The sequence below is a fragment of the Amycolatopsis sp. NPDC045836 genome (assembly GCF_056431745.1).
In genome coordinates, this window is the sequence record NZ_JBWKKF010000005.1 from 347,461 (window position 1) to 373,323 (window position 25,863).

Sequence of the window (25,863 nt, forward strand, 5' to 3'; positions counted from 1 at the left end):
GCGAGGCGTGTGGGTGATGCAGGCAGACACCGTGGTGGAGCGGCTGCTGGCGCAGTGGCGCGCGGACATCGACAGCGTGCCGGTGCCGGAACTGGTACCCCTCGACTTGGCGGTGGCCATCGTCACCGGCGCCCGGCGAAGCGCCTGACCCGGCTCTCCGCGTTGTTCCGGCGCTGAGGCGCAGGTCACCCCGCCGTCCGGAACACCGGGAGCGGCGGAACGTTGTACTGGGTGCCGGTCCGAGTGGAGTCCCCGGGCCTCACCCCTCGCCTTCGCGGAATACCAGGATGGGCTGGAGCCGCGTCGTGCCACTCGCCGCGAGGCGACCCCCGGGCCGGCCTTCGACTCCCGCTTCGCTTCGGAGCCCCCCGATCCTTGAGGCGAAGCGGGACTATTTCTTTCGTCCACCAGCGGTGGTTGAACCGGTTCAGGTGGGGTAATCGAGAGGGTCCCGTCGCTTCGAAGGGAATCCCCCGTGAACCCCGACTTCGCCGTCGCCCTGCGCGTGCACACCGCGGGGGTCGAGGACACCCTGAAAACGGTGGTGGTCACCGGGCCGCTGACCGAAGGCAGCACGGCCGGGCTGCGCGCGTCGATCGAGGCGGCGTGGTCGGCCCCGGTCCCGCGCCTGGTGCTGCTGGACCTGGCCGGGGCGGCCGCGCTCGACCCGGCGGGCATCCGCGAACTGCTCTGCGCCGAACAGCACGGGGAACTGGTGGTGTGCCGCGCCTCGGCCGCGGTCCGCACCGCGCTCGCCGCGACCACGGCCGCCGAACTGCTGCGCGTGCGGGACGAGGCCGGTCACGACGACGCCGCCGCCTGCGCCATAGCTGTCCACAGAGGACGATAAACCCACATCAGCCCCGGGAGGGTGGTCTCGATGTTGTCGATCCCACAGTCGGAGCCGGTCGGTACCACGGCGAGAGCGGGCGATTGGCCGATGCGGCAACTGAGAGCCGCCAAGGGCAGCACCACGGTCAGCGTGGTGCTGCCCGCCTGCAACGAGGCGGCCACGGTCGGTGCCATCGTGTCGATGGTGCGCCGCCACGAACTGGTCGACGAGGTCGTGGTGGTGGACTCCTGTTCGGCCGACGCCACCGCCGAGGTCGCCGCGGCGGCCGGGGCGCGGGTGGTGCACCAGGCCGAGGTGCTCGGCCACCTGCCACCGCTGACCGGCAAGGGCGAGGCCATGTGGAAGGGGCTCTACGCCACCGAAGGCGAGCTGGTGGCGTTCATCGACGCCGACCTCGTCGGCTGCCCGCCGGAGTTCGTCACCGGCCTGCTCGGCCCGCTGCTGACCGAACCGGCGACCGCCTTCGTCAAGGGCTTCTACCGCCGCCCGCTGGTGCACGGCAACCGGAGCGAACCGGACGGCGGCGGCCGGGTCACCGAACTGGTCGCCCGCCCGCTGCTCAACCTCTGCTGGCCGGAGCTGTCCGGCTTCGTGCAACCGCTGGCGGGTGAGTACGCCGGACGGCGGTCCGCGCTCGAGGCGGTGCCGTTCGTCTCCCACTACGGCGTGGACATCGCGCTGCTGATCGACCTGTTCGAGGTGCTCGGGCTCGGCGCGATGGCGCAGGTCGACCTCGGCCAGCGGCGCCACCGCCACCAGGACATCGAGGCGCTGGGCCGGATGTCGGCGCAGATCATGCTGACCGTGTTCGACCGGCTGGAACGCGCCGGGCGCGGGGTGGCCCCGGTCACCCCGCCCGCGCGGCTCAACCAGTTCCGGCACCGCGCCGGGCCGCACGGCGACGTCCGCGAGGTGGTGGCCACCGAGATCACCCTGCCGGAACGGCCACCGCTGGCCACGCTCCGCGCCGGAACCAGCTGGAGCCGGGCATGAGCATCCGGGTGCTGATCAACGCCGGCCCGTGGCTCCCGGTGCCGCCGGACGGCTACGGCGGGATCGAGAACATCGTCGCCGCACTGGTACCGGAACTGCGGCGGCGCGGGGTGCACGTGGTGCTCGCCTCCATCGGCGCGAGCACGCTGGAGACCGACGAACGCGTCACCGCCTACGACGAGCCCCAGTTCGGCCAGCTGCTCCGGCCGTACAACCGGGCGATGGGCACCGGCATGACGCACATGCGCCGGGTGGTCGAGGAACTGCGTGGCCGAGACGACCTCGACCTGGTGCACGACCACGTCGAGGTGGTCGGCCCGGCGATGCTGGGTTCGCTGGGCGAGGCCGGGCCGCCGGTGCTGCACACGCTGCACTGGGACCTCGCCAAGCACCCGAGCTTCTACGGGGAGTTCAACGGGTACGGCCGGATCCACGTCAACGGGGTGTCCGCGGCCCAGCTGGCCGGTGCGCCACCGGCGTTGCGGGCGCACAGCCTCGGCCACGTCCACCTGTCCACCCCGCTGGCCGAGCGCGCCGATCGCCGGGAAACCCCGCCGAAGGAGAACTACGTGGTGGTGCTCGGGCGCGTCACCCCGGGCAAGGGCCAGCACGTGGCCGCGCGGCTGGCGGACCGGATCGACGCCGAAGTGGTGCTGGCCGGGCCGATCGGGCCGTTCCACTCGGTGGCGGCGCTGGAGCGGGCGCTGGCGGGCGATCCGGAAACCGCCCGCAACCCCGACGTCCGCTACTGGTGCGACGAGGTGCGCCCGCACGTGGACGGGCGGCGGGTCCGCTGGATCGGCTCGCTGCGCGCCACCGAGCGCGACGCGCTCGTGGCCAGGGCACGTGCCTGCGTTTTCCCGTTGCACTGGGAAGAACCCGGCGGGACCGCGGTGGTGGAGTCACTCGCGCTGGGCACGCCGGTGATCGGCTACCGGCGCGGCTGCCTGCCCGAACTCGTCGACGAAGGCAGCACGGGACTGCTCGTCGACCGCGGTGACGAGGACGGGCTGGCCGACGCGCTGAACCGGGCGGGCGAACTCGACCCCGCGGCCTGCCGCCGGGCCGCCGCCACCCGGTTCACCCCGGCGGTGATGGCCGAGCGGTACCTGGCGCTCTACGAAACCGTGCTGGGCCTGGAGTCGGTGGCGCACCGCAGGAACGGGCTCACTCCGGCGTTGAAAACGTGAACACCGCCTGAAGCACGTGCCGTCGCCGTTCGGCCAGCTCGGCGAACAACGCCGGGGCCTGGCCGAACGGCACCAGGTCGGTGATCAGGTGCTCGCGGATCGCCGTGCCTTCCGCCCGCAGCAACGCGATCGTCTCGGCGGACAGGCGTTCGCGGTCCCACGAGTGCGCCAGCCCGCGCGGCATCCGCCCGATCTGGGCGCAGCGCAGGCCGAGACCGTTGTGGTGGAACTCCTCGCCGAGCCGCAGCGCCTCCGCCCCGCTCTGGTAGAACGCGAGGTCGATGACGGTGCCCTGCGGCCGCAGCAGGCGCAGCGCGAGGCCGAGGGTGTCCGCCTGACCACGGCACTGGAACACCAGATCGGCACCCCGGTCGCCGGGCCGGTGCCGCCACCGGGTCTTCAGCCGCACCGGCACGTCCCCGGTGCCGGGGTCGAGGGTTTCCAGGCCGAGCTCTTCCGCGGCCTGCCGTCGTTCCGGGGTCGGATCGACGACCACCACCTCGGCGGCGCCGTGGTGCCGGGCGAACAACGCGGTCAGCAAGCCGACCACACCGGCGCCGGTGACCGCGACGCGCAACCCGGCCACCCCGTCGCCGAGGGAGCGGACGCCGGTGCCGTGCAGTTCGGCGGCCGCGTGGAGCAGGCCGTTGGCGCAGATGGGACCCATGTGCGCGACGTAGATGCCGAGCAGCGGGTCCAGGTCCGGCGGCAGCGGCACCACGCGCTCGGCCAGCGGATCGGCCCGGTGGTGCGAGCGGTGGCCGTAGGTCATCGCCACCAGCGTGTCCGGCTCGAACGCCGGGACGCGGCTCGCCGTGATCCGGCCGACCTGCATGTAGCCCCATTGCCGCACCGGGAAGGCGGCGGGCGCGGGGTCGCCGCCGAACAGGCCCAGCTCGGCGTCCCAGCCGTGGCGGAGGTTCGGGTGGGTGCCCTTGACGAAGGCCAGTTCGGTGCCCGCGGAAAGTCCGCTGTAGACGGTTTCCAGGTCGAAGGTGCCCTCCGCCGGTCGATCCGGGTGCTCCACCGGGCACAGCTGGACCCGGCCCGGCTGGTCCACCACCAGCATCCGCTCAGCAGGCATGGTTGGGCGCCTCCAGTTCCACCGGCACGCCCCTGGCGGCCGAATCGGCGATCGCGCAGGCGAGCCGGTGCGTGCGCAGGGCGTCTTCGTACGGGGTGCGGATGTCGTCACCGAGGCCCAGCACGGCGTCGATGAAGGCGCGGTCGGCGGCCCGCTTCGCCGCGTCGGGGTCGAGCAACCGGGTCTCCGGCTCGTTCGCCCCGTCGCGCAGCAGCAGTTCGCCTTCGGTGACCGAGATCGCCAGGTCGCCGGCGTAGACCTCCAGCCCGGCCCGGTGCTTCCAGCCGAGCAGGCAGGTCGCCGCGAGCGTGCCGACCGCGCCACCGGCGAAGCGCAGGTTCGCCACCGTGGCCCCGTCGATGTCGGCGCCCGGCACCCCCGGCGGATCGGCGTCGGCGAGCGCGTGCACCGCGGTCACCTCACCGATCAGCAGCCGGGCCAGGTCCAGCACGTGGATGGCCTGCTCGATGACCTGGCCACCGGACTGGGCGCGCCGCGCCCACCACGGCACCGGCGGCACCTTGTCCAGCCAGGCACCAACGGCCAGCCGCACCGGCCGGTCCCGCAGCACCTGCTGCGCCAGCTGCACGCCCTGGGAGTACCGCCAGTGGTGGCCGACCGCGGTGACCAGCCCGGCGTCGGCGATCAGGCGCGCGGTGCGTGCCGCGTCCTCGGCGCCGAGGCCGACCGGTTTTTCCACGAACAGCCCCAGACCGGCGGCGGCCACGGCCTCCTCCGGTGCGCCGTGGCACCACGGCGGCACGCAGACGTAGACCGCGTCCAGGCCCGAGTCGATCAGTTCCGCGACGCCGGGCACCGCGCGGGCGCCGTGCAGCGCCGCGAACTCGGCCGCCCGATCTCGGTCGACGTCGGTGACCGCGACCAGTTCCACGTCCGTGAACCCGCTGAGTGTTTCCGCATGACGCCGGGCGACCCCGCCCGCTCCGACAAACCCGATCCGGCAAGCGGCCATACCCGGGGAATACCCCTCGATCGGGTGACGAAACGACCCTAGGCCGAGAACTGCCGGGTGAACCACCGCGTCAGGACCTCGTCGACCGCCTTGGTCGCGGGCAGCTGCGGAGCCGGCTCCAGCCCGGGTTCCTCCGCCAGCGGGTGCGCCAGGCCGGGCACCTCGACCAGTTCCAGTTGCTCCGGCTGGGCGTACCGCTCGCGCAGCACCCCGATCAGCTCGGCCGCGTCCGCGCGCAACCGGGGGTGGTCCCGCTCGCCGCTGACCAGCAGCAGCGGCGGCTGACCGGTGATTTCCCCGGCACGGGCGACAAAATCCAGTTCGGCGGCGGCCTTTTCGGCTTCCTCGGTCCAGTGGTACGGCTTCCCGGTGAGACCTTCGGCGAGCCCCACCGCGGAGCCCACCCGCACGGCCGGGTTGACCAGCGCCGCCGCGCGGATCGGCACCCGCGAACTCAGCACCCGCAGCGCCACGGCCCCGCCGAGCGAAGCACCGAGGACGCCGATCGGCCCGTCGTCGACCGGGAGTTGTTCGCGCACCGCGGCGAGCGCGGCCGGGAACTCCCCGGCGGCCTGGTGCGCGAACGGGGCCAGGAACTTCAGCAGCACGTCCTCGCGGGCGAGCGCGATGGCGGCGTCGAGCCGGCCGTCGACCATGCGCGCCCCGCACATCGGCATGCCGAGGTGCACCCGCCAGGCGGGCACCCCGGCCATCGGCAGCGCGGCGGCGAACGCCGCGTCCGTGCGCGGGGCGTCCAGCATGTGCCAGGTGACGAGCAGCGGCGCGGGCCCGTCCCCGGCGCCGGCTGGTGGCAGGGCGGTGAACGGCACCCCGGCGGCGGTACCGGTGATCTTCTCCATGTGTCCCCCAGAGGTCGGTGTGCTGCCACCGTAGTCACGCGGAGGGCGCCGGTGATCCTGCTTTCGCCACCGGCGAACCGCCTAGGATTCCGGCATGTCGACCGAAGAAGTGGTGGCGCCGACCGAATTCCCGCGCCGGATGGGCAAGGTGGCGCCACGCGAACTGGCCAACCACGGCTACACCAGGTTCGAACAGCTGACCACGGTGACCGCGGCGGAACTGCTGAAGATCCACGGCGTCGGCCCGAAGGCGATCCGCATCCTCGAAGAGGAACTCGCCGCGCGCGGGCTCTCCTTCGCCTGACTTCACCCGTTCGTCGGGTTTCGGCCGCCGCGGGCGGGTATCTCGGAAGGAGCGCAAAAGCACGGAGCACGAAGGTGAGACACATGACGAGCACGCGGGAGCGGGAGACCACGGAACCGGAGCCGGCCACCTCGATCGAGATCCCGGTGCAGACCGAGCGCACCGACGAGTTCTCCGAAACCGACCTGGAGCCGACGATCGTGCTCGGCCGGGAGTGATTCAGGTGGTCAGCCGCGCCGGCAGGTGCTCGTAACCGCGCAGGATCCGGGTGGCGCGCCGCCGCGCCCCCGGCAGGAGCCGCAGCCGCGGGAAGCGGTCGAACAACACCTTCAGGCCGACCTCGCCCTCCATCCGGGCGAGCGCGGCACCGAGGCAGTAGTGCCTGCCGGCCGAGAACGACAGGTGCTCGCGTGCGTTCTCCCTGGTGACGTCGAACCTCGCCGGATCGGTGAACACCGCCGGATCGCGGTTCGCCCCGGCCAGGATCGTGGTGACCACGGCCCCTTCCGGCACCCGCACCCCCGAGACCTCGGTGTCCCGCAGGCAGGTCCGCCCGGTGAGCAGCACGGGCGGGTCGACGCGCAGGATCTCGTCGACCGCGTTCGGCCAGCCACCGGGATCGGCCTGCAGCGCCTCGCGCTGGCCCGGGTGCTCGTGCAGCAGCGCGATGCCGTTGCCGAGCAGGTTCACCGTGGTCTCGAACCCGGCCGCCAGCACCAGTCCGGCGGTGGCCCGCAGTTCGCGGTCGGTCAGGCCGACCCCGTCCTCGCGGGCCGCGATGAGCTTGCTCAGCAGGTTGTCACCGGGGTGCTCCCGCAGGTGGTCCAGGTGCCTGCCCAGCCAGTCGTCGAACGCCGCCAGCGCCGCCTCCACCGCGCGGAACTGCCGCCACGGCAGGCCCATGTCCAGGCTGGGCGCGGCGGCGGTGCCCAGTTCCAGCACCCGCTGCCGTTCGCGGGCCGGTACCCCGAGGATCTCGGCGATCACGGTGACCGGGAGCTGACCGCAGTAGGTGGCGGCCAGGTCGACCGGATCGGCCGGGTCGAGCCGGTCGAGCAGGTCGTGGGCGATCTGCTCGGTGCGCGCCCGCAGGTTCTCCACCGCCCGCACGGTGAACACCCTGGTGACGAGCTTGCGGTAACGCGTGTGGTCCGGCGGTTCGGTGGCCAGCAGGGACGGCGGGGCCACCGGGTGCAGCAGGCCGCTGGCCGACCACTCGGTCAGCCGCGCCAGCACGCCGTCCCCGGCCGCGCCGACCCCGCTGCGGAAGTCGTTGCCGGTCAGCACTTCCTTCACCGTGGCGTGGGTGGCCGTGGCGTGGACGAACCGCGACCTGAGCAGCGGCCCGCGGGCGCGGATGCCGTCGAACACCTCGGCCAGTTCGGCCGTCGGTGCCGCGCTCGCCTCGACGAACAGGCGAGCCTGCAGATCACCGCGCCGGGCCGCGGCACGCAACGCGGTGCGGGGGAGCGCGTGGCCGAGCCCCCAGCGCACGACCGGCTTGATCGTCTCGGCAGTGGTCACCTTACCAACGGTAGGGAAGGCGGGAGTGCCTGGTCAAGCTCGGTTTTACTGAACAATGTGGACCGCTCCGAGCCCGGCTGGCCAGCTTCGGTGCTTCGCCGTTGAAAGGTGGACACCATGCGTTCTCGCCCGTTCGGCACGCTCACCACCGCCGTGCTCGCCGCCGCTCTGCTCGTCCCGGTGGCGCACGCGTTCCCGCCCACCGCGAAGCAGCAGCTGCCCGACCACCTGCGGGCGACCGCCGGTTCCGGGGTGGTTTCCGGGCAGCACAACAAGGAACCGGCTTCGCTGCCGTCGCAGTACACCGCGCAGGTGCACGCGGTCACCGGGCAGTACCCCGGGCTCTGGGGTGGTGACCTGATGTTCCGCGCCCCGACGTCGCCAACCGGCAACGCGTGGTCGACCAGGCGAAACCGAATGGGCCAACGGTTCGCTGGTGGCGCTGACCTGGCACGCGTGTACGCCGGCCGGGCCGAGCACCTGCGAATTCGACGGTGGCGTGGCGTGAAGACCTCGATCTCCGAGCCGCAGTTCCGCGAGATCGTCACCGGCGGCACCGGGCTGAACCAGGCGTGGAAGCGGCGGCTGGACGAGTTCGTGCCGTACCTGCAGCAGTTGGAGGCCGCCGGGGTCCCGTTGTTGTTCCGGCCGCTGCACGAGATGGACGAGACGTGGAACTGGTGGGGAACCGGCCGGGTCCGGACGGCGGCGCGAAGTTGTACCGGATCACCAGGGACCACCTCGCGGGCAAGGGACTGGACAACCTGATCTGGGTGTGGAACGTGCAGGACAACCCGGCGGGCGGCTGGGCCCGGTACTACCACGGCCACGACTACGTCGACGTGGTTTCGCTGGACGTCTGGTACAAGGGCCGCCCGACCCAGGCCGACTACCAGCCGGGTAGAAACCGGTGGCCGTGGCCGAACTGGGCAAGGTCCCGGACGCGGCCGTGCTGGACGGCCAGCCCCGGTGGAGCTACTTCACGGTCTGGTCGGAACAACTGCTCGGCAACAACACCAACGCCGAGATCCAGGCGGGCTACTTCCACCCGCGTGTGCTGAACCAGGGCGAAATCCAGCTCCGGTGAATGAGCCGCCAATCCGGGGACCCGCCGGTGCCGAATGACCGCATGAGCAGGTTGGACGAAAGATCGCGGCTGCCGGTGCTCCGCTCGGCGCTGGCGGGGGTGCTCGCGTTGCTCGCGGCGCTGGCCACCGGGCACCTGGTCGCCGGGTTCGCCGGTAACGGGGCTTCGCCCTACCTCGCCGTGGGCAACGGCGCGATCGACCTCACGCCGGTCGGGTTGAAGGACTTCGCGGTCCGCACCTTCGGCACCCACGACAAGCTCGTGCTGCTGCTCGGCATGGCCGTGGTGCTGCTGCTCGGCTCGGTGGCCGCGGGGCTGGCGTCCCGGCGGTCGGCGGTGCCCGGGGTGGTGGTGATCGGGGGTGTTCGGCGTGGTCGGCGTCGTCGCGGTGGCCGCCCGCCCGGACCTGACCGGGGTGGCGCTGCTCGCCCCGGTGGCCGGCCTGCTCGCCGGAGTCGGCGTTTTCCTCGTCCTGCACCGGTTCCTCCGGGGCGGCCGGGAAGCGGGCAGCGGGGGACCGTCGCGGCGGGCGGTGCTGGCCGCCGGGGCCGGGGTGGTCGCCGGTGCGGGGGTGGCGGGTGCCGCGGGGCAGTTGCTCGCCGGTACCCGCGACGCCGCTGCCTCACGGGCGGACGTCGGCGCGCTGGTGCCCGTGCGCCCCGCGCCCGCGATCCCCGCCGACGCCGACTTCGCCAAACTCGGCACCCCGCCGTTCCTCACGCCCAACAAGGACTTCTACCGGGTGGACACCGCGTTGACGGTGCCGCAGGTGCGCACCGGCGACTGGAGCCTGCGCATCCACGGCCTGGTCGACCGGGAACGGACCTGCACCTACGCCGACATCCGCGACCGGCCGCTGGTGGAACGCACCATCACGATGACCTGTGTGTCCAATGAGGTCGGTGGCCCCTACGTGTCCACGGCCGACTTCGTCGGCGTGGAACTGGGCGAACTGCTCGCCGAAGCCGGGGTGCGACCGGGCGCCGAGCAGCTGTTCTCGACCAGTGTGGACGGTTGGACCGCCGGGACACCGGTGGCCGACGCACTGGACCGGGGCCTGCTGGCGATCGGGATGAACGGCGAACCGCTGCCGGTCGAACACGGTTTCCCGGCCCGGCTGGTGGTCCCCGGCCTCTACGGTTACGTGTCGGCCACCAAATGGGTGACCGACCTGGAACTGACCACCTGGGCGGCCCGGCGCGCGTACTGGCTCGAACGGGGCTGGGCCGAGCGGGCGCCGATCAAAACGCAGTCCCGCATCGATTTCCCCAAGGGGTTCGAAACGGTTCCCGCGGGAAGGGTGCGCGTCGGCGGCACGGCCTGGGCGCAGCACACCGGGATCGACCGGGTGGAGGTCCGCCTCGACGCGGTCCGTGGCAGGAAGCCTTGCTGTTGAAGGAAGTCAACCGCGACACCTGGCGGATGTGGTGGCACGAGTTCGAGGTGCCCGCCGGTACCCACCAGTTCTCCTGCCGGGCCACCGACAGCTCCGGGTACACCCAGACCGAGGAGCGCCGCGGCACCGTGCCCGACGGCGCCACCGGCAGGCACACGATTTCTTTTTCCGCGAAATGACGGGATGGGCAATCCGCTCCCGCCGCGGTTCCGAATGCCAGTCAAGACGCAGTTCCCGCCGAAATTGGAGTGATCTCCCGTGAAGAACCTTCGTGCCGCCGGAATCGGTTTCGCCGCGGTGGCCGCGCTGTCGCTGTCCGCGTGCGGCACCGACGATGCGGCTGCTCCCGCCAACAACGCCGCCCCGGCCCCGGCGCCGTCGAGTGAGATGGCGCCGCCGATGACGGCTCCCGCCGCGATGGGCGAGGGTGTGACCACCAACGCCGACGTGTTCGGTCCCGCCTGTTCCCAGCTGCCCCAGGGCAGCGAGCCGGGTTCGCTGGACTCGATGGGCCCGCAGCCGGTGGCCAGCGCGGCCTCGACCAATCCGCTGCTGACCAAGCTGGTCGCCGCGGTCAAGGCCACCGACCTGGTGGACACCCTGAACAGCCAGCAGGCGATCACCGTGTTCGCCCCGGCCGACCCGGCGTTCGCCGAGCTGGGCGACGCCAAGTTCAACGAACTGGCGGGCAAGCCCGCCGAGCTGGCGCCGATCCTGCAGTACCACGTGGTGGCCAAGCGCTACGACGCCAAGGGCCTCGAAGCCGCCGGTGGTTCGCTGGAGAGCTTGAACACCGCCGGTGGCCCGCTCAAGATCGAGGGCAGCGGCGAGAACCTGACCGTGAACGGCGCGAAGGTGCTGTGCGGCAACATCCCCACCAAGAACGCCACCGTCTTCGTCGTCGACAAGGTGCTCATGCCCGGCACCAACCAGTAGGCACCGGCGGGTACCCCGCGGCGGCTTCGCGCACCACGCGGCGCCGCCGCGTTCCGCTGCCCGGTTTCAGCCGGGCTCGGCCGTGCCGTCGCCCGCCTGCCTGCTGCCGACGTCGGCGGCGGTCGGCTCGGCGGCGGGCAGGGCGAACTCCGCCCACACCGTTTTCCCGCCCTCGTGCTCGGTCTGCCCCCAGGCCGTGACGTAGGCGTCGACCATGCGCAGCCCGCGGCCACCGTCGGTGCTCGGCGCCCGGTACTCGGCCCGCACCGGCGACCCGTCGCTCACCTCGGCCCGCAGCGACCCGGCCGTGTGCCGCAGCACGACCCGGCGCGGCGCCGCGCCGTGCCGGACCGCGTTCGAAGCCAGTTCGTCCAGCGCGCCGACGATGTCGGCCAGGTCCTCGGCGTCGATGCCGGGCACCCCGGCCAGCGCGGCCCGCACCCAGGCGCGGACCCGGCCCAGTTCCGCCGGGTCACCGGAAAGATCCAGCGCGTGTTGTCCTGGATCGCTGTCCACCACGGTCGCTGCCCTTTCCCCCGATCGGAAGACGCTGTCCCCTCGGATAGCTGATCGGTGAGTACCCCAGCGTAAACCTCTCCGGCGACGCGGCGAGCTTACGCGAACCCCGCCGGCGGGGGTGTGTAGCCTTCCCGGGACGGCCGTCCGGGTATGGCGGCAAATGGCGGACTCGGTGGATTCGGAGGGTGGATGGGCCCGGCTCACTCGCCTGAACAGGCAGGTCCGCTGCCGCGGTTGTCGGCCGGCTACCGGATGAGCGTGCTGCTGGTCGAGGACGACGACGGCGACGCGCTGCTGGTCGAGGAGATGCTCGCCGACGTGCTCGAGCCGACCACCCTGGACCGGGTGGGCACGCTGGCCGAAGCGCTGTCGGCCCCGATCACCGCCGACTGCGTGCTGCTCGACCTGGCCCTGCCCGACGCGATGGGCATCGACTCGGTGGCCCGCCTGCGCCGGGCCGCGCCCGCCACCGCGGTGGTGGTGCTCACCGGCCGCGCCGACGAGCGCACCGGCCAGGCCGCGGTCGCCGCCGGAGCCCAGGACTACCTGGTCAAGAGCCAGGTCGACGGGCCGCTGCTGAGCAAGGCGCTGCGGTACGCCTGGGAGCGCAAGCGCGCCGAGCAGGTCGAGCAGTCCCTGCGCGAGCAGCAGCTGCTCGCCAGCGAGTACAACCGGCTGGAACGCGGGCTGCTGCCCACGCCGCTGCTGGCCTCGGCCGAGCTGTCGCTGGCCGCCAGGTACCGGCCCGGCCGGGACGGCGCGCTGCTCGGCGGCGACTTCTACGACGCGGTCGAGACCGCCGACGGCACCCTGCACGTGATCATCGGCGACGTCTCCGGCCACGGGCCCGACGAGGCGGCGCTCGGGGTCGCCCTGCGCATCGCCTGGCGCTCGCTGGTGCTCGCCGGGCTGCCGCCGGACCAGGTGCTCGCCACCGTCCAGCAGGTGCTCACCCACGAGCGCATCCACAACCACTTCGCCACCGCGTGCGTGGTGTCGGTGGCCCCGGACCGGCGGTCGCTGCGCATGCGGCTGGCCGGGCACCCGCCACCGCTGCTGATCACCGGCACCGGTTCGCGGCTGCTGCCGGTCGACCGCCTCGGCGTGCCGCTGGGCGTGCTGCCCGACGCCCGCTGGGAACCCGTCGAGGTCGCCCTCGAACCGGGCTGGACGCTGCTGCTGTGCACCGACGGGATCTTCGAAGGCCGCGGTGGGCGCGGCGCCGGACTGCTGGGGCAGGAGGACATGACCGGACTGTTCCTCGGGTTGCTGCGTACCCGGCCCGGCTGGCGGGAAGCCCCCGCCCAGGTGCTCGACGACCTGATCGCCGAGGTCGAGCTCCACAACGGCGGCCCGCTCGACGACGACGTCGCGGTGGTCCTGCTCAGCCACCAGGAGGCCGCGTGAACGAGGTTTCTGCCGAGGCCACCGAAACGCCCGGCCAGCAGCGCAGCCGGGCCGCGCGGAGCTGGCCGATCCGCCGCTGGCTCACCCTGCTCGCCAGCATCACCGCCGCGCTCCTGATCGGGGTGATCGTGGCCGGGGTGGTGGCGGTGGAGAGCCTGGACGGCGCCCGCATCCGCCTGGTCGACCAGATCGACCCCGGGCTGACCGGGGTGCAGACGCTCACCGCGGCCCTGCTCAACCAGGAGACCGGTGTCCGCGGTTACCTGCTCACCGGTGACCGCCGCTTCCTCGCGCCGTACCCGCAGGGCCTGGCCGAGCAGGCGAAGGCGGTGGCCACCCTGCGTGACGCCGGAGCCCAGCCCGGCACGGCGCACGGCGCGGACCTCGACGCCGTGCTGGAGCGGGCGGGGCAGTGGCAGCGGCTGGCCGACAGCTGGACCGCACCCGGCGCCCCGCCGATCGGCCCGGCACAGGTCGAGCAGAGCAAGGCCGCCTTCGACGGCGTCCGCCAGGTGCTCGACGTGCAGCGCACCAACTACACCAACGCGCGCATCGAGGCGCGGGCCGACCTGGACGACACGGCCGGCTTCCTGCAGTCGATGCTGGTCGCGGTCGCCGTCCTGCTGATCGCCCTGTTCGCCGCGCTCTACCTCGGGTTCCGCCGGGCCATCGCGCGGCCGCTGCTGACCCTGGCGGCCGAGGTCAGATCGGTCACCGAGGACGACCTGCACCGCCAGGTCAGCGTCAGCGGGCCGCGTGAGCTGGTCGAGCTGGGCGCCGACGTGGAGGACATGCGCCGCCGGATCGTCGCCGAGGTCGCCCAGTTGCAGCGGGCGCAGGACGAGCTGCAGCGGTCCAATTCGGACCTGGAGCAGTTCGCCTACGTCGCCTCGCACGACCTGCAGGAGCCGCTGCGCAAGGTGGCCAGCTTCTGCCAGCTGCTGCAACGGCGGTACCAGGGGAAGCTGGACGAACGCGGTGACCAGTACATCGAGTTCGCGGTGGACGGTGCCCGCCGGATGCAGGCGCTGATCAACGACCTGCTGGCGTTCTCCCGGGTGGGCCGCAAAACCGGCGAAAGCGCCGAAGTGGACACCGGGAAGCTGGCCAGGCAGGCGGCGCGCAACGTCGAAGCGGTGGCCGAGGAAGCCGGTGCCACCATCACCTACGGCGAACTGCCGGTCGTGCACGGTGAAGCCAGCCTGCTCACCGGGGTGTTCCAGAACCTGCTCAGCAACGCGCTGAAGTTCCGCGGCGAGCAGCCACCGGAAATCCACGTCGAGGCGGACCGCGCCGGGGACGAGTGGGTGTTCTCGGTCACGGACAACGGCATCGGCATCGAGGCGGAGTACGCCGACCGCATCTTCGCGATCTTCCAGCGGCTGCACCCGAAGAGCGCCTATCCCGGCACCGGGATCGGCCTGGCCATGTGCCGCAAGATCGTCGAGTACCACGGTGGCCGCATCTGGCTGGACACCGAGGCCCCCGAGGGGCGGACCCGTTTCCGGTTCACCCTGCCCGTTTCCGGGGAATCCCCGGCCAACCCAGCGCAAGCAGCGGAAAGTGAGAACCCGTGACCGAATCACTGGCGCCGATCGACATCCTGCTGGTCGAGGACGACCCGGGTGACGTGCTGATGACGCAGGAGGCGTTCGAGCACCACAAGATCCGCAACTCGCTGCACGTGGTCAGCGACGGGGTGGAGGCGCTGGACTTCCTGCGCCGCACCGGCACCTACCCGGACGCCCCGCGTCCCGGCCTGATCCTGCTCGACCTCAACCTGCCGAAGAAGGACGGCCGGGAGGTGCTCGCCGAGATCAAGGCCGAGCCGCACCTGCGCAGCATCCCCGTGGTGGTGCTGACCACGTCGGAGGCCGAAGAGGACATCCTGCGCAGCTACGACCTGCACGCCAACGCCTACGTCACCAAACCGGTCGATTTCGAGCGCTTCGTCGAAGTGGTCCGCCAGATCGACGACTTCTTCGTCACCGTGGTGAAGTTGCCGCGATAGCGAGCTCCCGGCGGGCCGCGTTCAGGGAACCGGGTTGCGCGTGCGCGAAGGTTCGCGTGCGTGGTCCGGCCGCGTGACGGCGCGGGTCAGCGGGTGAGGACGATGCCGGTGGGTTCGGTGAGGGTGGGGGTGCGCAGGCCGGTGGCGCTGACTTCGGCCACCAGGCTGGGTTCCGGGCCCGGCACCTCCCGCAGCCGGTCGCGGACGTCGTGCAGGGGGAAGTAGATGTCGTAGCTGAGGCCGGGGACCAGGGTGGTCGGCAGGGCGTCCGCGCACTTGGTCATCGTGCCCTTCCTGGCGGTGCACCAGGTGAGCGCCGTGCCGGTGTCGTCGTGGGCGAGCCAGGTTTCCGGGCCCAGCCGCAGGCGCGCGCCGGTGAGGGTGGTGTCCATGCGCCCGGTGTTCTGCACGGTGAGCCGCAGCCACACCTGTTCGTACTGCTCGAAAACCGCCTTGCTGAGCGCCGGGGCGTCCTTGGCGTCGTACGAGGCCCTGCCGCCCTCGGTGGCGTCCGGTGAGTTCAGGTTGACCCCGCTGGTCAGCGACAACTGCGGCCCGGCCAGCGTGAACTGCGCCTTGGCCTCCTCGAGTTGCCGCTGGCTCCAGTAGTAGTTGCCGCCCGTCGCGAGCAGGGCCAGCACGGAGACGAAGAGCGCCCACTTCGCGATCCGGTTCTGCGTGACGAGGTGCTGGGTCGAGTCGTGCATCCCCACCCTTTCCGGACGGGGGCCACCCCACGTCGAATGAACTGTCGTGCGGGGCGGGAGCACCGTTACCCGGGCAGCGCTTCGAGGAACGCCTTCGCCGCCGGGCCGAGCCCGGATCGGCTCCACGCCAGGTATTCCACGCGAGCGGGGGCGTCGCGCACCGGGACGGTCACCACCCCGGGGAGCTGCGCGGCGTAGGCGGGCGGCAGCATGCCCACCGCGAGGCCCTGCCGGATCAGCTTGGCCATGAAGTCCGGTGCGGCCGTCACCTCGAAGGCGACCTCGCGCGTCAGGCCCGCCGCCGCGAACGCCTGGTCCGACTGCAGCCGCCCGGCGGTCCCGGCCGGGAAGTCCACGAAGGTCTCTTCGACCAGCCGGCGCAGGTCGACCTCCGGTGCACCGGCCAGCGGGTGGTCCGGCGCGGTCACCGCGACGAGGTGGTCGCGGCCCAGCTCGCGGTAGTCCACCCCCTGCGGCCGGGCGGTGGTGGGCAGGCCGAGGAAGGCGACCTCGACCACGCCCTCCTTGACCCGCTCGACCAGTTCCTCGCTGGCCCCGGACCGCAGGCCCACCCGCACCTGCGGGTGACGCCGGTGGAACTCGTGCAGCGCCAAGGGCAGGTCCACCGCCGCGACGGTCGGGATGGCCCCGACGGTGAGGCTGCCCCGCACCTCGCCGACGGCCGCCGCGACCTCCGCGACCGCGCGCTCGGCGGCGTCGAGGCACTGCCTCGCGGCGGGCAGGAACGCCGCGCCCGCGGCGGTCAGCCGCACCCGGCGGCTGGTGCGGTCGAACAGCTTCGCCCCCAGTTCCCGTTCCAGCCGGGCGATCTGGTGGCTGAGCGCGGACTGGGCGACGAAGCAGCGTTCGGCGCCGCGGGTGAAGCTGTTCGTCTCGGCCACGGCGAGCACGTACCGCAGGTGCTGGAGTTCCACGGATCCATCTTGGACCACGATGGATCCGTTGACAAACATGTATTGGACTCATCAATGCTGGTCAGCCGACACTGAACCGGTGAACACCTCCTCTTCCCCAGTGACGACCACCGCGCTGACGGCGGTGGCGCCCGCGGTCTGGGGCACCACCTACGTCGTCACCACGGAACTGCTGCCCGCCGGGCACCCGCTGTTCGCCAGCCTGCTGCGCGCGCTGCCCGCCGGGCTGCTCGCGCTGGCCATCGCCAGGACGCTGCCCCGGGGCGGGTGGTGGTGGCGGGCGGCGGTGCTGGGCGTGCTCAACATGGGCCTGTTCTTCCCGCTGCTGTTCGTCGCCGCGGAACGGCTGCCCGGCGGGGTGGCGGCCACCCTCGGCGCCGGGCAGCCGCTGGTGGTCGCCGTGCTGGCGGCCGGGGTGCTGCACGAACGGCCGTCGGTGGCCCGGCTCGCCTGGGGGCTGGCCGGGGTGGCCGGCATCGGCATGGTGGTGCTCGGCCCGGCCGCCGGGTTCGACCTGGTGGGCGTGCTCGCCGGGCTCGGCGGCTCGGCGGGCATGGCGCTGGGCGTCACGCTGGCCAAGCGCTGGGGCAGGCCCGCCGGGGTGGGCCCGCTCGCGATCGCCGGCTGGCAGCTGACCGCGGGCGGGTTGTTCCTGGTGCCGCTCACCTTCGCCGCCGAAGGCGCGCCTCCGTCGATCGACCTGCCCGCCGCGGCCGGTTACCTCTGGCTCGGCCTGGTGGGCGCGCTGCTGGCGTACGCGTTGTGGTTCCGCGGGATCGGCTTGCTGCCGGTCACCTCGGTCGCTGTGCTGGTGCTGCTCTCCCCGATGGTCGCCGCGCTGCTCGGCGTGCTCGTCCTCGGCCAGGACCTCGGTCCGGTCCAGCTCGCCGGCTTCGCGCTGGCGCTCGCCGCGATGGTGGCGGGTCAACTTCCTCAAACCAGTAGCAGGGAAAGGGTTCTCCGATGAAGATCGCCGTTGTCGGTGCGGCAGGCATGGCCGGTTCGCGGGTGGTCGGCGAGGCCGTGCGCCGCGGTCACGAAGTCACCGCCGTCCACCGGGGCGCGGTCCCGCCACTGCCGGACGGGGTTCGGGCGGTGCGTGCGGACGCCACCGATCGCGACCGCACCACCGCCTTGTTCCGCGGGGTGGACGTGGTCGTCGGGGCGACGCGGCCGCGGGTGGGCGACGAGGACGGGGTCGGCGCGACCACCACCGCGTTGCTCGACGCCGCCGGTGCCGCGGGCAGGCGCATCCTGTTCATCGGCGGCGCTGGTCCACTGAGGACAGACGGGGACCGGTTGGTGCTCGACGACCCCAGGTACGTTCCGGCGCGGTGGCGGACCATCGCCACGGCGAGCGTCGCGCAACTGCGGGCCTGTGAAGCGCATCCGGCGGACTGGGTCTACCTGAGCCCGCCGGCGGTGCTGGAACCGGGCGAGCGGCTCGGCGCGTACCGCCGAGGGGGCACCGTGCTGCTCACCGCGCCGGACGGGACGTCGCGGATTTCGGCCGAAGACCTCGCCGTCGCGGTGCTCGACGAGGTCGAAGAACCCGGTGGGGAACGGCATTTCACCGTCGCGTACTGAACCGGCGACCGGGTACGGTGGCGGTATGCCGCTGACCGCCCGGCCACCTCGTGGCCCCCTGCGTGCCCTGCTCCGGGCACCGATCCTGGTTTACCGGGCGCACCTGGGTTTCCTGTTCGGCCACCGCCTGGTCCGGCTGGTCCACATCGGACGGAAGTCGGGCCGGTTGCGGGAGGTGGTGCTGGAGGTGGTGCGGTACTCGCCGCGGGAGATCGTGGTGGTGGCCGGCTGGGGTGCCGAGGCCGACTGGTACCGCAACCTGGCCGCGGCTCCGGCCTACTTCGTGGAAAGCGGGCGGACGCGCTGGCCGGCGCCGCGGCACCGGTACCTCGAGCCGGACGAGACGCGGCGGTTGCTGGTGGACTACCGGGCCCGCCACCCGCGGGCGTGGCGGCGCCTCGCGCCCGTGCTCGGCGTGCCGGAGGACCCGCGTGCCGCCGGTGTCCTGCCGCGGGCGGTCGCCTTCGGTCCCGAAACTGTCGGTGGCGGGGGTTAGAGTCGCCCCATGAGCACATTGGACAACCGGCCGAACACCGCGCTCGTGGTGATCGACGTGCAGAATTCCGTGGTGGCCAACGCACATCAGCGTGATGCCGTGGTCGCGAACATCCGCGCGCTGGTCGACCGGGCGCGGGCGGAGGGGGTGCCCGTGGTCTGGGTGCAGCACTCCGACGAACAGCTCGAACGGGGCAGTGAGGGCTGGCGGATCGTGCCCGAGCTGGTGCCGGGGGAAGGCGAGCCGCTGGTGCCCAAGAACTACCCCGATTCGTTCGAGGAGACCGAACTGGAGGCGGTGCTCGCCGGGCTCGGCGCCGGGCGGCTGGTGGTGACCGGCGCGTCGACCGACGTCTGCATCCGCTCGACCCTGCACGGCGCCGTCGTCCGCGGTTATGACGCCACGCTGGTCAGCGACGCCCACACCACCGAGGACCTGAGCGCCTACGGCGCCCCGCCGCCGGAGCAGGTCATCGCGCACACGAACCTGTACTGGGGTTACCACACCGCTCCGGGGCGCACCGCGGCGGCCGTTCCGGCGAAGGAGGTGGAGTTCGCCTCCTGAGTAGGCTTCGCGGCCATCCGGCTTCTCCTGCTGGGGTGCTTGGTGTCGCCGCGGTGGGCTCGGTGTCAGCGGTGGGGTGGGGTTCTTCGGTGGCGCCGATGAGCTGGGCCTATCGACTTGAGTCGATCAGCGCCGTGGCGAGTGCTTCGGTCTGCCTGCGCTGCGCTCGGCCCAGGTCGGTGACAGCGCGCTCGAGGGCTGTCGCTGGCTGGGTTGGTTGCTGGCTGTGCTCGGTGTCGGCTGTGGCATGGGGTGTTCGGTGGCGCCGATGAGCTGGACTTGCTAACCCGGGCCGAGCAGCAGCACTGCGGCGAGTGTTTCGGTCTGCCCGTGCTGCGCCCGGCTCGGCTTGTGACGGTGCGTTCGATGGCTGTCGCTGGCTGCTGGCTGGGCTCAGCGTCAACTGCGGAATGGGTTTTCCGGCGGCACCGACAAGCTGGACCTGTGGATCCGAGTTGAGCAGCGCCGCGGCGAGTGCTTCGGTCTGCCCGCACTGCGCCCGGTCCGGCTTGTGATGGCGCGTTCGAGGGCTGCCGCTGGCCGTCGGCCGGGCTCGGCGTGTGCTGCTTCTGGCCAGCGGCCTGTTCCGGCGCCGCCGCGAGCTCGGGTGGCAGGGGCGGCGTACGACCGTAAATTGCGGATCCAGGCCGCAATTACGAGGTTCGGCGGGGTAATGCGCAATTCACCAGCCGGTTGGAACTTCGACAAGCGCGGATTTGCGCAATGTTCAACAGCGGTGCCCGGCAAGGGCGCCGGTGTGACGATGATGATCTTGCGCTGAGCGGGATCCGTGCTACTCGCGGGCAGCGCCCGGCCGCCCGCCGGCGGACTGGTCCATCGGACAGGTGGTCTCGTTCGAGGCAACTCCGGGTAGGTGTGCCGCCGGAGTCGCGGGGACGGGGAGCGCGAGCCGTCGGGGCTCGCCGCACCCGGTTCCTGGCCTGGTCGGCGTCGACATGCGAAGGTTGCTCGGGTCTCACGGGGTGGACGCCTGGCCGTCAAACGTGAATTACGGAAGGTTTTTGACCTTCACCCGTTCGGCGTAGTCGACTGCTCCTCGACGCCGGTACCTCGGCAAACGCCGGTAGCCGCCCCGCTGCGGAAGGTGATCACCGTCTCCCGGCGGCGATGCACCCCCGGACTGGGTGTGGGCGCGCGAACACGGCGGGGTGTTTCGTGGTAAAAAACGCCCTGATCTGATCCGCGGTAGTCGACTGTCATTTCAGGAGTTCGTGAATCCCCGTGCCGAGCAAAGAAGAGTCCGACAAACCGTATGACAAGTCGATCCGCAAAAGGCTGACCAGGACCGTTCTCATTCCGAGCGTGACCCTGCTGGTCCTGTGGACCGCGGTGTCCTCGTACTTCTTCATCAACGGTCTCTACGTCCGGCTGGTCGCGGCCTCGGTGCGCGAGGTGTCCATCCCGGCGGCCACCGCGCTGGCCGCGGTGCAGAAGGAACGCCAGATCGCACTGCAGTTCCTGGACGACCCGGCGGTGGGCCAGAGCCGGTTGCAGGAGCAGCAGAAGGCCACCGACGAGCGGCTCAGCGTGCTGCAGGCCGCGTTCGCCTCGACCATCTCCAGCGCCCCCGACGAGGTCGCGGCCAAGGTCAACGCGCTCAAGGGCCAGTTCGACCAGCTGCCGGTGCTGCGCTCGCAGATCAACTTCCGCAGCATCGACCGCGCCCAGGTCAACGACTACTACAACGGCGTGCTGGACTCGGCGTCGAACCTGTTCGACACCCAGGCCCGCATCGTGCCGGACGCCGAAGCCGCGCACGGCGGCGTCACCGCGACCACGGTGTTCCGCGCCGGCGACCTGATGTCCCGCGAAACCTCGCTGGTCTCGGCCGCGTTCGCCGCCGGTGCCTTCGCCCCGGACGACTTCGTCGAGTTCACCCGGCTGTCCGGTTCCTACCGGACGCAGCTGCACCAGGTCGAGCCGTTCCTCGACCCCGAGGTGCGGGCGAAGTACCAGGCGCTGATCGCCGGCCCGGCGTGGAAGCAGCTGGTGGCCGCCGAGGACGCGCTGGTCAAGCGCGGCCCGTGGGCCGGTTCCGGGCAGAACACCGTGCCGGTGACCGAAGCGGACTGGCAGAGCGCTAGCGAGCAGGTCGCGCAGAGCCTCAACGACCTGTCCATCGAACAGGCCGACAAGGTTTCCGCGGCGGCCATCGACTCCGGTGACGCCCAGCTGCGCAACGCCGTCATCGGCAGCATCCTGGCGCTGCTCGCTTCGCTCGCGGCGATCATCGTCGCCGTCCGGGTGTCCCGCTCGCTGGTCGACCGCGCGCTGATGACGCGCCTGGCCCGCCTGCGCAACGACTCGCTCGACCTCGCCCGCAACCGCCTGCCCCGCATCGTGAACCGGCTGAAGAACGGCGAACCCGTCGACGTCAAGGAAGAGCTGCCGCAGCTCGACCACGGCCGGGACGAGATCGGGCAGGTGGCCGAAGCGTTCAACCTCGCGCAGCTGACCGCGGTCAACGCCGCGGCGAGCGAGGCGAAGGCCCGCAGCGGTGTGCACAACGTCTTCCTCGGCATCGCGCACCGCAACCAGGTCCTGGTGCACCAGCAGCTGCAGATCCTCGACGAGATGGAAGCACGCGAGGAGAACTCGAGGCAGCTGGCGTCGCTGTTCCAGCTCGACCACCTCGCCGCCCGCGCCCGCCGCACCACCGAGAACCTGATCATCCTCGGGGGCAAGCAGCCCGGCCGCCGCTGGCGCAAGCCGATCGCGCTGATGGACGTGCTGCGTTCGGCGGTCTCGGAAACCGAGCAGTACTCCCGGGTCCAGGTCGAGCAGGTGCCCGACGTGGCGCTCATCGGTGCCGTGGTCGCCGACGTCATCCACCTGGTGGCCGAGCTGGTCGACAACGCGGCTTCGTTCTCGCCGCCGGGTTCGCCGGTGGAGCTGACCGGCCGCGTGGTCGCCCGCGGGGTGGTGGTCGACGTTTCGGACCAGGGTCTCGGCATGAAGGAGAGCGTGCGCCAGTGGGCCAACGAGATGATGGCCGAAGCGCCCGAATTCGACGCGATGGCCCTGCGGGCGGACTCCAGCCTCGGCCTGTTCGTGGTCGCGCGCCTGGCCGCCAAGCTCGGCATCACCGTCACCTTCGACCCGTCGCGCTACGGCGGTCTCCGGGCCACCGTGCTGATCCCGAACCAGTACGTGGCGGGCAAGCAGGGCCAGAACAGCACGGAGAACACGGAGAACACCGAGGGCGCCGAGGCGGGCGGTGAAGCGGCCGAAGCCCAGCCGGAGCAGGCCCCGGTGCTCGCGCACGCGGGTGCCCCGGCGCAGCGGGTCAGGGAGAACTCCGCCCCGGTCGCGGATCCACCCAGCTCGTTCACCGGTCAGATCCCCATGAAGCGAGACACCAAACCGCGGCCGTACCCGGCCCGCACCGCCACCCCGGCTGACTCCTTGTTCACCGCGCCACCGGTGGAACCCCCGTACGCCGCTGCCCCGGCACCGGCCGAACCCCCGCCACCGCCGGAGCGGCCCGACGACCGGCCGCGGCTGCCCCGGCGCGAACCCCAGCAGCACCTCGCCGCCCAGCTCGAGCAGGAGCCCGGCGAGGACAGCCGGAACGACGTGGTTCCGGGGGAGAGCACCGCGCGCTCGCTGGCGGCGTTCCACAAGGGAACCCGCCGCGGTCGTGACGTGGCCGACCAGCAATAGCCGGCCGCACACCCGGCAACGTCCACACAGGAAAGTCAAGGTCAAACCGCATGAACGAGTACGGGAACGGCAAACCCGATCTCAACTGGCTGCTCGACGACGTGGTCCACCGCGTGGTCGGCGCGCAGAACGCCATCGTGCTCTCCGCCGACGGGCTGTTGCTCGGCAAGTCGGCCGGGATGAGCAAGGACGACTCGGACCAGCTCTCCGCCATCGCGTCCAGCCTGCAGAGCCTCGCCAAGGGGGTGAGCAGGCAGTTCGCCCGCGGCGCGGTGCTGCAGAACATGATCGAGATGGAGCTGGGTTACCTCTTCGTCTCGGCGGCGGGCCAGGGCGCCTGCCTCGCCGTGCTGGCCGGGGAGAACGTGGACGTGGAAATGATCGCCTACGAGATGAACCGCTTGGTCAAGCGCGTCGGCGACTACCTCACCGCCGCTCCCCGGGAGGCCGCGGCCACCCTGCGGGAAGTCACGTGAGCGGGGGCTACAACTGGCTCGACGACGCCGCCGGGCCGCTGGTGCGGCCCTACACCATCACCAGCGGCCGGACCCCCGACGAAACCGCGAAGCTCGACCTGTCCACCCAGGTGATGACCCTGCGCACGGAGCAGGAGCCGGCCGGGCTGGGCCCGGAGCACGCGGCGATCCTGCGGTTGTGCCGCAACCCGGTGTCGCTGGCCGAGATCGCGGTGTACGTCAAGGTCCCGCTCGGGGTCGTCCGCGTGCTCTGCGGTGACCTGATCGAACGCGGCCTGGTGATCATGCGGGCCCCCAACCACAACGCGGCGCAGGCGCCGAACCTCGAAACTCTTCAGGCGGTTCTCGATGGCCTCATCAAATACTGACAACGCGGGGGACAACGTCCCGACGCCGGTCAAGATCATCATCGCCGGCGGCTTCGGGGCGGGGAAGACCACCATGGTCGGCTCGGTCAGCGAAATCCCGCCGCTGACCACCGAGGAGGTGCTCACCGAGGCGAGCGCCGGGGTGGACGACCTGTCCGGGGTGGAGCGCAAGAAGACCACCACGGTCGCGCTCGACTTCGGCCGGATCAGCATTTCGCCGCGGCACGTGCTGTACCTGTTCGGCACGCCGGGGCAGTCGCGCTTCTGGTTCATGTGGGACGACCTGGCGCGTGGTGCCATCGGCACCATCGTGCTCGTCGACACCCGCCGGCTGGAGACCAGCTTCGCCGCCATCGACTTCTTCGAGCGGCGGAAGATCCCGTTCATCGTCGCGGTGAACTGCTTCGAGGGCGCACCGCGCTACACCGCCGACGAGATCAGGGAAGCGGTGGTCGTGCCGGACCACGTGCCGATTGTGATGTGCGACGCACGCGATCGCGATTCCAGCAAGCTCGCGCTGATCCGGCTGGTCAAGCACGCGATGACCGCGGTGCTGCCGGCGACCGTCTGACCTGCGGCGAAGCGATCTTCGCCCGGTCGTGGTAACCGTGGGTACCCGAGTGCGCCGTGGCAAGCGCTGATCAACCCACATGGCCCAATTGACTAGGCCACCCGGGTTCAGGGAGACAGTTGAACTCTCACCTAAGTGCTAGCATCGGCCGCGTGATCTCCAGCTCGCCGCGGTTGTCAGTCGGGGCAAGGAAAATCGACAGCTTTCCCCCGCACGACCTGCGCTTCGACGAGTTCCTTTGTGGACTGTGGATGACCGCGTGCACGACACTCGGGGTACCGACCGCCGAGGCCGTCCGGAGCAGCAGGGTGCTGCGGGCGGCGCTGCCGTCGTGGGCCGGGGAGTGGATCGGGACCACACCCGTCCGCCCGTCCTACGTCGCCGGGGACGGGTTCCCGGCGGAGATGTCGGTGAACTGGTCGGGAACGCGGCCCGAACTCCGGGTGCTGTTCGACTGCCTGGGGGACACTTCGGACGAACCCGGCCCGATTTCCGTTGCGGAGCCGGGCGATCCGCGGTTCGGCCGGGCCGCGCTGACCCGGCGCTGGGGGGAGATCCACCAGTTGTTCACCCCCGACGCGGGGCGCCCGTCGGACGCGCCGCTGTGGCATTCGGTGGCCTGGCGGCCGCCGTCGCGGCCGGTGCACAAGACGTACTTCGGCTTGTACACCTGGCCGTTCGCCGACCGCCACGCCGCGGTGGCGGCGGCCATGTCGCAGCTGGGCATGGCGCAGGCGTGGGACCGGGCTCGCACGAGCATCGAAAGCGTTGCCGGGCAACGGGAAATCGAGTTCTTCGCGGTGGACCTGGCCGAGCACGCCGATGCCAGGGTGAAGATCTACTACCGCAACCACGACGCGGACCTCGACGAGGTCAACCGGATCGCTTCGGTGGCGCGCGACCACGACGCCGCGAGCGCGCTGACCGCTTTCCGCGCACTGGCGGGAAACCGGTCCGACGCGGGCGAAGCGGCGCTGAGCTGCCTGGCCTTCCGGTCCGGTTTGGACCAGGCCGCGGAGTGCTCGACCTACCTCCGGCTGGCCGACCTGGCCGCCGACGACGCCGAAGCCGTGGAGCGGACCGCCGCGTTGCTGCGGCGCGAAGGCGTGGACCCGGCCGGGTTGCGGGCGCTGGCGTTCGCGCTGGCCGGAGAACCGCTGGAGCACAGCCGGGGGCTGCTGGAACTGGTCAGCTACCGGGCCGCGGGCAGGCAGGCCGACGTCACCACCTACTTCCGCCTTCCCGTCTACCCCAGGCGGACCGCCGATCTGCTCACACCTGTTGATTCCGAGTGAGTTCCCGGTAAAGATGATCTCCGCGCACCGCCACAAGAAGGAG

28 protein-coding genes and 2 pseudogenes are annotated in these 25,863 nt (G+C 71.7%); 23 read left to right on the forward strand and 7 right to left on the reverse strand.

The genetic code is table 11. The annotated features are described in order from the left end of the window. The first annotated feature begins 13 nt into the window (after positions 1 to 13). From AC07EG_RS11405 to AC07EG_RS11420, 4 genes are all read left to right on the forward strand, one after another. Positions 14 to 148 carry a hypothetical protein gene (locus tag AC07EG_RS11405; RefSeq protein WP_478252946.1) on the forward strand — a complete coding sequence of 45 codons (135 nt, stop codon included), beginning with the start codon at positions 14 to 16 and terminating at the stop codon, positions 146 to 148. 327 nt (positions 149 to 475) lie between these two features. Further along, on the forward strand, positions 476 to 850 hold the full coding sequence (locus tag AC07EG_RS11410; protein ID WP_478252947.1) for a hypothetical protein: 375 nt from the start codon (positions 476 to 478) through the stop codon (positions 848 to 850). A 30-nt stretch (positions 851 to 880) separates the two neighbouring features. Further along, positions 881 to 1,846, forward strand: a complete 966-nt coding sequence (locus tag AC07EG_RS11415; RefSeq protein ID WP_478252948.1) for a glucosyl-3-phosphoglycerate synthase — start codon at positions 881 to 883, stop codon at positions 1,844 to 1,846. Next, a complete protein-coding gene (locus AC07EG_RS11420; protein ID WP_478252949.1) occupies positions 1,843 to 3,036 on the forward strand; it encodes a glycosyltransferase in 1,194 nt (397 codons plus the stop codon). Before AC07EG_RS11415 ends, AC07EG_RS11420 begins: the two co-directional genes overlap by 4 nt. Here the strand turns inward: AC07EG_RS11420 and AC07EG_RS11425 are convergent. Genes AC07EG_RS11425 through AC07EG_RS11435 form a run of 3 tightly spaced genes read right to left on the reverse strand, consistent with a single transcriptional unit; the run spans position 3,014 to position 5,953 of the window. Then, positions 3,014 to 4,120 carry a zinc-dependent alcohol dehydrogenase gene (locus tag AC07EG_RS11425; protein ID WP_478252950.1) on the reverse strand — a complete coding sequence of 369 codons (1,107 nt, stop codon included), beginning with the start codon at positions 4,118 to 4,120 and terminating at the stop codon, positions 3,014 to 3,016. The genes AC07EG_RS11420 and AC07EG_RS11425 overlap by 23 nt on opposite strands. Next, entirely contained in the window at positions 4,110 to 5,093 is a 984-nt protein-coding gene (locus tag AC07EG_RS11430) for a Gfo/Idh/MocA family protein (protein WP_478252951.1), read from the reverse strand. The genes AC07EG_RS11425 and AC07EG_RS11430 overlap by 11 nt, the downstream gene beginning before the upstream one ends. 38 nt (positions 5,094 to 5,131) lie before the next feature. Beyond that, positions 5,132 to 5,953 (reverse strand): alpha/beta hydrolase family protein, encoded by an 822-nt coding sequence (locus AC07EG_RS11435; RefSeq protein WP_478252952.1) that lies wholly within the window; start codon positions 5,951 to 5,953, stop codon positions 5,132 to 5,134. Positions 5,954 to 6,047: 94 nt separating this feature from the next. On the opposite strand from AC07EG_RS11435, the gene AC07EG_RS11440 reads away from it, so the two are divergent. Both AC07EG_RS11440 and AC07EG_RS11445 read left to right on the forward strand, forming a co-directional pair. Continuing rightward, positions 6,048 to 6,257 carry a helix-hairpin-helix domain-containing protein gene (locus AC07EG_RS11440; RefSeq protein WP_478252953.1) on the forward strand — a complete coding sequence of 70 codons (210 nt, stop codon included), beginning with the start codon at positions 6,048 to 6,050 and terminating at the stop codon, positions 6,255 to 6,257. Positions 6,258 to 6,340: 83 nt separating this feature from the next. Then, positions 6,341 to 6,475 carry a hypothetical protein gene (locus AC07EG_RS11445; protein ID WP_478252954.1) on the forward strand — a complete coding sequence of 45 codons (135 nt, stop codon included), beginning with the start codon at positions 6,341 to 6,343 and terminating at the stop codon, positions 6,473 to 6,475. 1 nt (position 6,476) lies between these two features. Here the strand turns inward: AC07EG_RS11445 and AC07EG_RS11450 are convergent, their stop codons facing one another. Next, on the reverse strand, positions 6,477 to 7,781 hold the full coding sequence (locus AC07EG_RS11450) for a cytochrome P450 (RefSeq protein ID WP_478252955.1): 1,305 nt from the start codon (positions 7,779 to 7,781) through the stop codon (positions 6,477 to 6,479). Between the two features lie 117 nt (positions 7,782 to 7,898). Between AC07EG_RS11450 and AC07EG_RS11455 the strand changes: the two genes are divergently transcribed. From AC07EG_RS11455 to AC07EG_RS11475, 5 genes and pseudogenes are all read left to right on the forward strand, one after another. Beyond that, on the forward strand, positions 7,899 to 8,549 hold the full coding sequence (locus tag AC07EG_RS11455) for a glycosyl hydrolase (RefSeq protein WP_478252956.1): 651 nt from the start codon (positions 7,899 to 7,901) through the stop codon (positions 8,547 to 8,549). Next, positions 8,498 to 8,608: pseudogene (locus AC07EG_RS11460) on the forward strand (hypothetical protein); the annotation flags it as partial. The gene AC07EG_RS11455 and the pseudogene AC07EG_RS11460, both read left to right, overlap by 52 nt. Before the next feature lie 83 nt (positions 8,609 to 8,691). Beyond that, positions 8,692 to 8,868, forward strand: coding sequence for a hypothetical protein (locus AC07EG_RS11465; RefSeq protein ID WP_478253095.1), 177 nt, complete (start codon positions 8,692 to 8,694; stop codon positions 8,866 to 8,868). A 42-nt stretch (positions 8,869 to 8,910) separates the two neighbouring features. Beyond that, positions 8,911 to 10,443: pseudogene (locus tag AC07EG_RS11470) on the forward strand (molybdopterin-dependent oxidoreductase). 79 nt (positions 10,444 to 10,522) lie between these two features. Next, a complete protein-coding gene (locus AC07EG_RS11475) occupies positions 10,523 to 11,200 on the forward strand; it encodes a fasciclin domain-containing protein (RefSeq protein WP_478252957.1) in 678 nt (225 codons plus the stop codon). 66 nt (positions 11,201 to 11,266) lie between these two features. Here AC07EG_RS11475 and AC07EG_RS11480 read toward each other — a convergent pair whose 3' ends face one another. Then, positions 11,267 to 11,716 carry an ATP-binding protein gene (locus tag AC07EG_RS11480; RefSeq protein ID WP_478252958.1) on the reverse strand — a complete coding sequence of 150 codons (450 nt, stop codon included), beginning with the start codon at positions 11,714 to 11,716 and terminating at the stop codon, positions 11,267 to 11,269. 192 nt (positions 11,717 to 11,908) lie between these two features. Here AC07EG_RS11480 and AC07EG_RS11485 point away from each other — a divergent pair, with 192 nt between their 5' ends. The 3 genes from AC07EG_RS11485 to AC07EG_RS11495 are packed head-to-tail and all read left to right on the forward strand — an operon-like array spanning position 11,909 to position 15,137. Then, the gene (locus tag AC07EG_RS11485; protein ID WP_478252959.1) at positions 11,909 to 13,126 is read left to right on the forward strand and encodes a PP2C family protein-serine/threonine phosphatase; all 1,218 of its coding nucleotides are present in this window, start codon (positions 11,909 to 11,911) and stop codon (positions 13,124 to 13,126) included. Then, positions 13,123 to 14,703: a sensor histidine kinase gene (locus tag AC07EG_RS11490; protein ID WP_478252960.1), complete on the forward strand. Its 1,581-nt coding sequence runs from the start codon at positions 13,123 to 13,125 to the stop codon at positions 14,701 to 14,703. Before AC07EG_RS11485 ends, AC07EG_RS11490 begins: the two co-directional genes overlap by 4 nt. After that, positions 14,700 to 15,137, forward strand: coding sequence for a response regulator (locus AC07EG_RS11495; protein ID WP_478252961.1), 438 nt, complete (start codon positions 14,700 to 14,702; stop codon positions 15,135 to 15,137). The genes AC07EG_RS11490 and AC07EG_RS11495 overlap by 4 nt, the downstream gene beginning before the upstream one ends. 86 nt (positions 15,138 to 15,223) lie before the next feature. Here the strand turns inward: AC07EG_RS11495 and AC07EG_RS11500 are convergent, their stop codons facing one another. Then, entirely contained in the window at positions 15,224 to 15,844 is a 621-nt protein-coding gene (locus tag AC07EG_RS11500) for a hypothetical protein (RefSeq protein WP_478252962.1), read from the reverse strand. 65 nt (positions 15,845 to 15,909) lie between these two features. Beyond that, positions 15,910 to 16,779, reverse strand: a complete 870-nt coding sequence (locus AC07EG_RS11505; RefSeq protein WP_478252963.1) for a LysR family transcriptional regulator — start codon at positions 16,777 to 16,779, stop codon at positions 15,910 to 15,912. Positions 16,780 to 16,879: 100 nt separating this feature from the next. On the opposite strand from AC07EG_RS11505, the gene AC07EG_RS11510 reads away from it, so the two are divergent. The 9 genes from AC07EG_RS11510 to AC07EG_RS11550 all read left to right on the forward strand — a co-directional run bounded on the left by AC07EG_RS11510 (position 16,880) and on the right by AC07EG_RS11550 (position 25,820). Beyond that, positions 16,880 to 17,746, forward strand: a complete 867-nt coding sequence (locus AC07EG_RS11510) for an EamA family transporter (RefSeq protein WP_478252964.1) — start codon at positions 16,880 to 16,882, stop codon at positions 17,744 to 17,746. Continuing rightward, a complete protein-coding gene (locus AC07EG_RS11515; RefSeq protein ID WP_478252965.1) occupies positions 17,743 to 18,366 on the forward strand; it encodes an NAD(P)-dependent oxidoreductase in 624 nt (207 codons plus the stop codon). The genes AC07EG_RS11510 and AC07EG_RS11515 overlap by 4 nt, the downstream gene beginning before the upstream one ends. Before the next feature lie 25 nt (positions 18,367 to 18,391). Next, positions 18,392 to 18,862 carry a nitroreductase family deazaflavin-dependent oxidoreductase gene (locus tag AC07EG_RS11520; RefSeq protein WP_478252966.1) on the forward strand — a complete coding sequence of 157 codons (471 nt, stop codon included), beginning with the start codon at positions 18,392 to 18,394 and terminating at the stop codon, positions 18,860 to 18,862. Positions 18,863 to 18,871: 9 nt separating this feature from the next. After that, the gene (locus tag AC07EG_RS11525) at positions 18,872 to 19,426 is read left to right on the forward strand and encodes a cysteine hydrolase family protein (RefSeq protein ID WP_478252967.1); all 555 of its coding nucleotides are present in this window, start codon (positions 18,872 to 18,874) and stop codon (positions 19,424 to 19,426) included. Between the two features lie 1,242 nt (positions 19,427 to 20,668). Next, positions 20,669 to 23,110, forward strand: a complete 2,442-nt coding sequence (locus AC07EG_RS11530) for a sensor histidine kinase (RefSeq protein WP_478252968.1) — start codon at positions 20,669 to 20,671, stop codon at positions 23,108 to 23,110. A 50-nt stretch (positions 23,111 to 23,160) separates the two neighbouring features. Next, positions 23,161 to 23,586: a roadblock/LC7 domain-containing protein gene (locus AC07EG_RS11535; protein WP_478252969.1), complete on the forward strand. Its 426-nt coding sequence runs from the start codon at positions 23,161 to 23,163 to the stop codon at positions 23,584 to 23,586. Then, complete coding sequence (locus AC07EG_RS11540; RefSeq protein WP_478252970.1) at positions 23,583 to 23,954, forward strand: DUF742 domain-containing protein; 372 nt, start codon at positions 23,583 to 23,585, stop codon at positions 23,952 to 23,954. The genes AC07EG_RS11535 and AC07EG_RS11540 overlap by 4 nt, the downstream gene beginning before the upstream one ends. Then, on the forward strand, positions 23,935 to 24,525 hold the full coding sequence (locus AC07EG_RS11545) for a GTP-binding protein (protein ID WP_478252971.1): 591 nt from the start codon (positions 23,935 to 23,937) through the stop codon (positions 24,523 to 24,525). The genes AC07EG_RS11540 and AC07EG_RS11545 overlap by 20 nt, the downstream gene beginning before the upstream one ends. 152 nt (positions 24,526 to 24,677) lie before the next feature. Further along, positions 24,678 to 25,820: a hypothetical protein gene (locus AC07EG_RS11550; RefSeq protein WP_478252972.1), complete on the forward strand. Its 1,143-nt coding sequence runs from the start codon at positions 24,678 to 24,680 to the stop codon at positions 25,818 to 25,820. The last annotated feature ends 43 nt before the right edge of the window (positions 25,821 to 25,863 follow it).

Coding starts and splice junctions, on each gene's coding strand:
- AC07EG_RS11415 (WP_478252948.1), top strand. CDS start 881: ATGTTGTCGATCCCACAGTCGGAGCCGGTCGGTACCACGGCGAGAGCG.
- AC07EG_RS11420 (WP_478252949.1), top strand. CDS start 1,843: ATGAGCATCCGGGTGCTGATCAACGCCGGCCCGTGGCTCCCGGTGCCG.
- AC07EG_RS11425 (WP_478252950.1), bottom strand. CDS start 4,120: ATGCCTGCTGAGCGGATGCTGGTGGTGGACCAGCCGGGCCGGGTCCAG.
- AC07EG_RS11430 (WP_478252951.1), bottom strand. CDS start 5,093: ATGGCCGCTTGCCGGATCGGGTTTGTCGGAGCGGGCGGGGTCGCCCGG.
- AC07EG_RS11435 (WP_478252952.1), bottom strand. CDS start 5,953: ATGGAGAAGATCACCGGTACCGCCGCCGGGGTGCCGTTCACCGCCCTG.
- AC07EG_RS11440 (WP_478252953.1), top strand. CDS start 6,048: ATGTCGACCGAAGAAGTGGTGGCGCCGACCGAATTCCCGCGCCGGATG.
- AC07EG_RS11445 (WP_478252954.1), top strand. CDS start 6,341: ATGACGAGCACGCGGGAGCGGGAGACCACGGAACCGGAGCCGGCCACC.
- AC07EG_RS11455 (WP_478252956.1), top strand. CDS start 7,899: ATGCGTTCTCGCCCGTTCGGCACGCTCACCACCGCCGTGCTCGCCGCC.
- AC07EG_RS11485 (WP_478252959.1), top strand. CDS start 11,909: ATGGGCCCGGCTCACTCGCCTGAACAGGCAGGTCCGCTGCCGCGGTTG.
- AC07EG_RS11500 (WP_478252962.1), bottom strand. CDS start 15,844: ATGCACGACTCGACCCAGCACCTCGTCACGCAGAACCGGATCGCGAAG.
- AC07EG_RS11515 (WP_478252965.1), top strand. CDS start 17,743: ATGAAGATCGCCGTTGTCGGTGCGGCAGGCATGGCCGGTTCGCGGGTG.
- AC07EG_RS11520 (WP_478252966.1), top strand. CDS start 18,392: ATGCCGCTGACCGCCCGGCCACCTCGTGGCCCCCTGCGTGCCCTGCTC.
- AC07EG_RS11525 (WP_478252967.1), top strand. CDS start 18,872: ATGAGCACATTGGACAACCGGCCGAACACCGCGCTCGTGGTGATCGAC.
- AC07EG_RS11535 (WP_478252969.1), top strand. CDS start 23,161: ATGAACGAGTACGGGAACGGCAAACCCGATCTCAACTGGCTGCTCGAC.
- AC07EG_RS11545 (WP_478252971.1), top strand. CDS start 23,935: ATGGCCTCATCAAATACTGACAACGCGGGGGACAACGTCCCGACGCCG.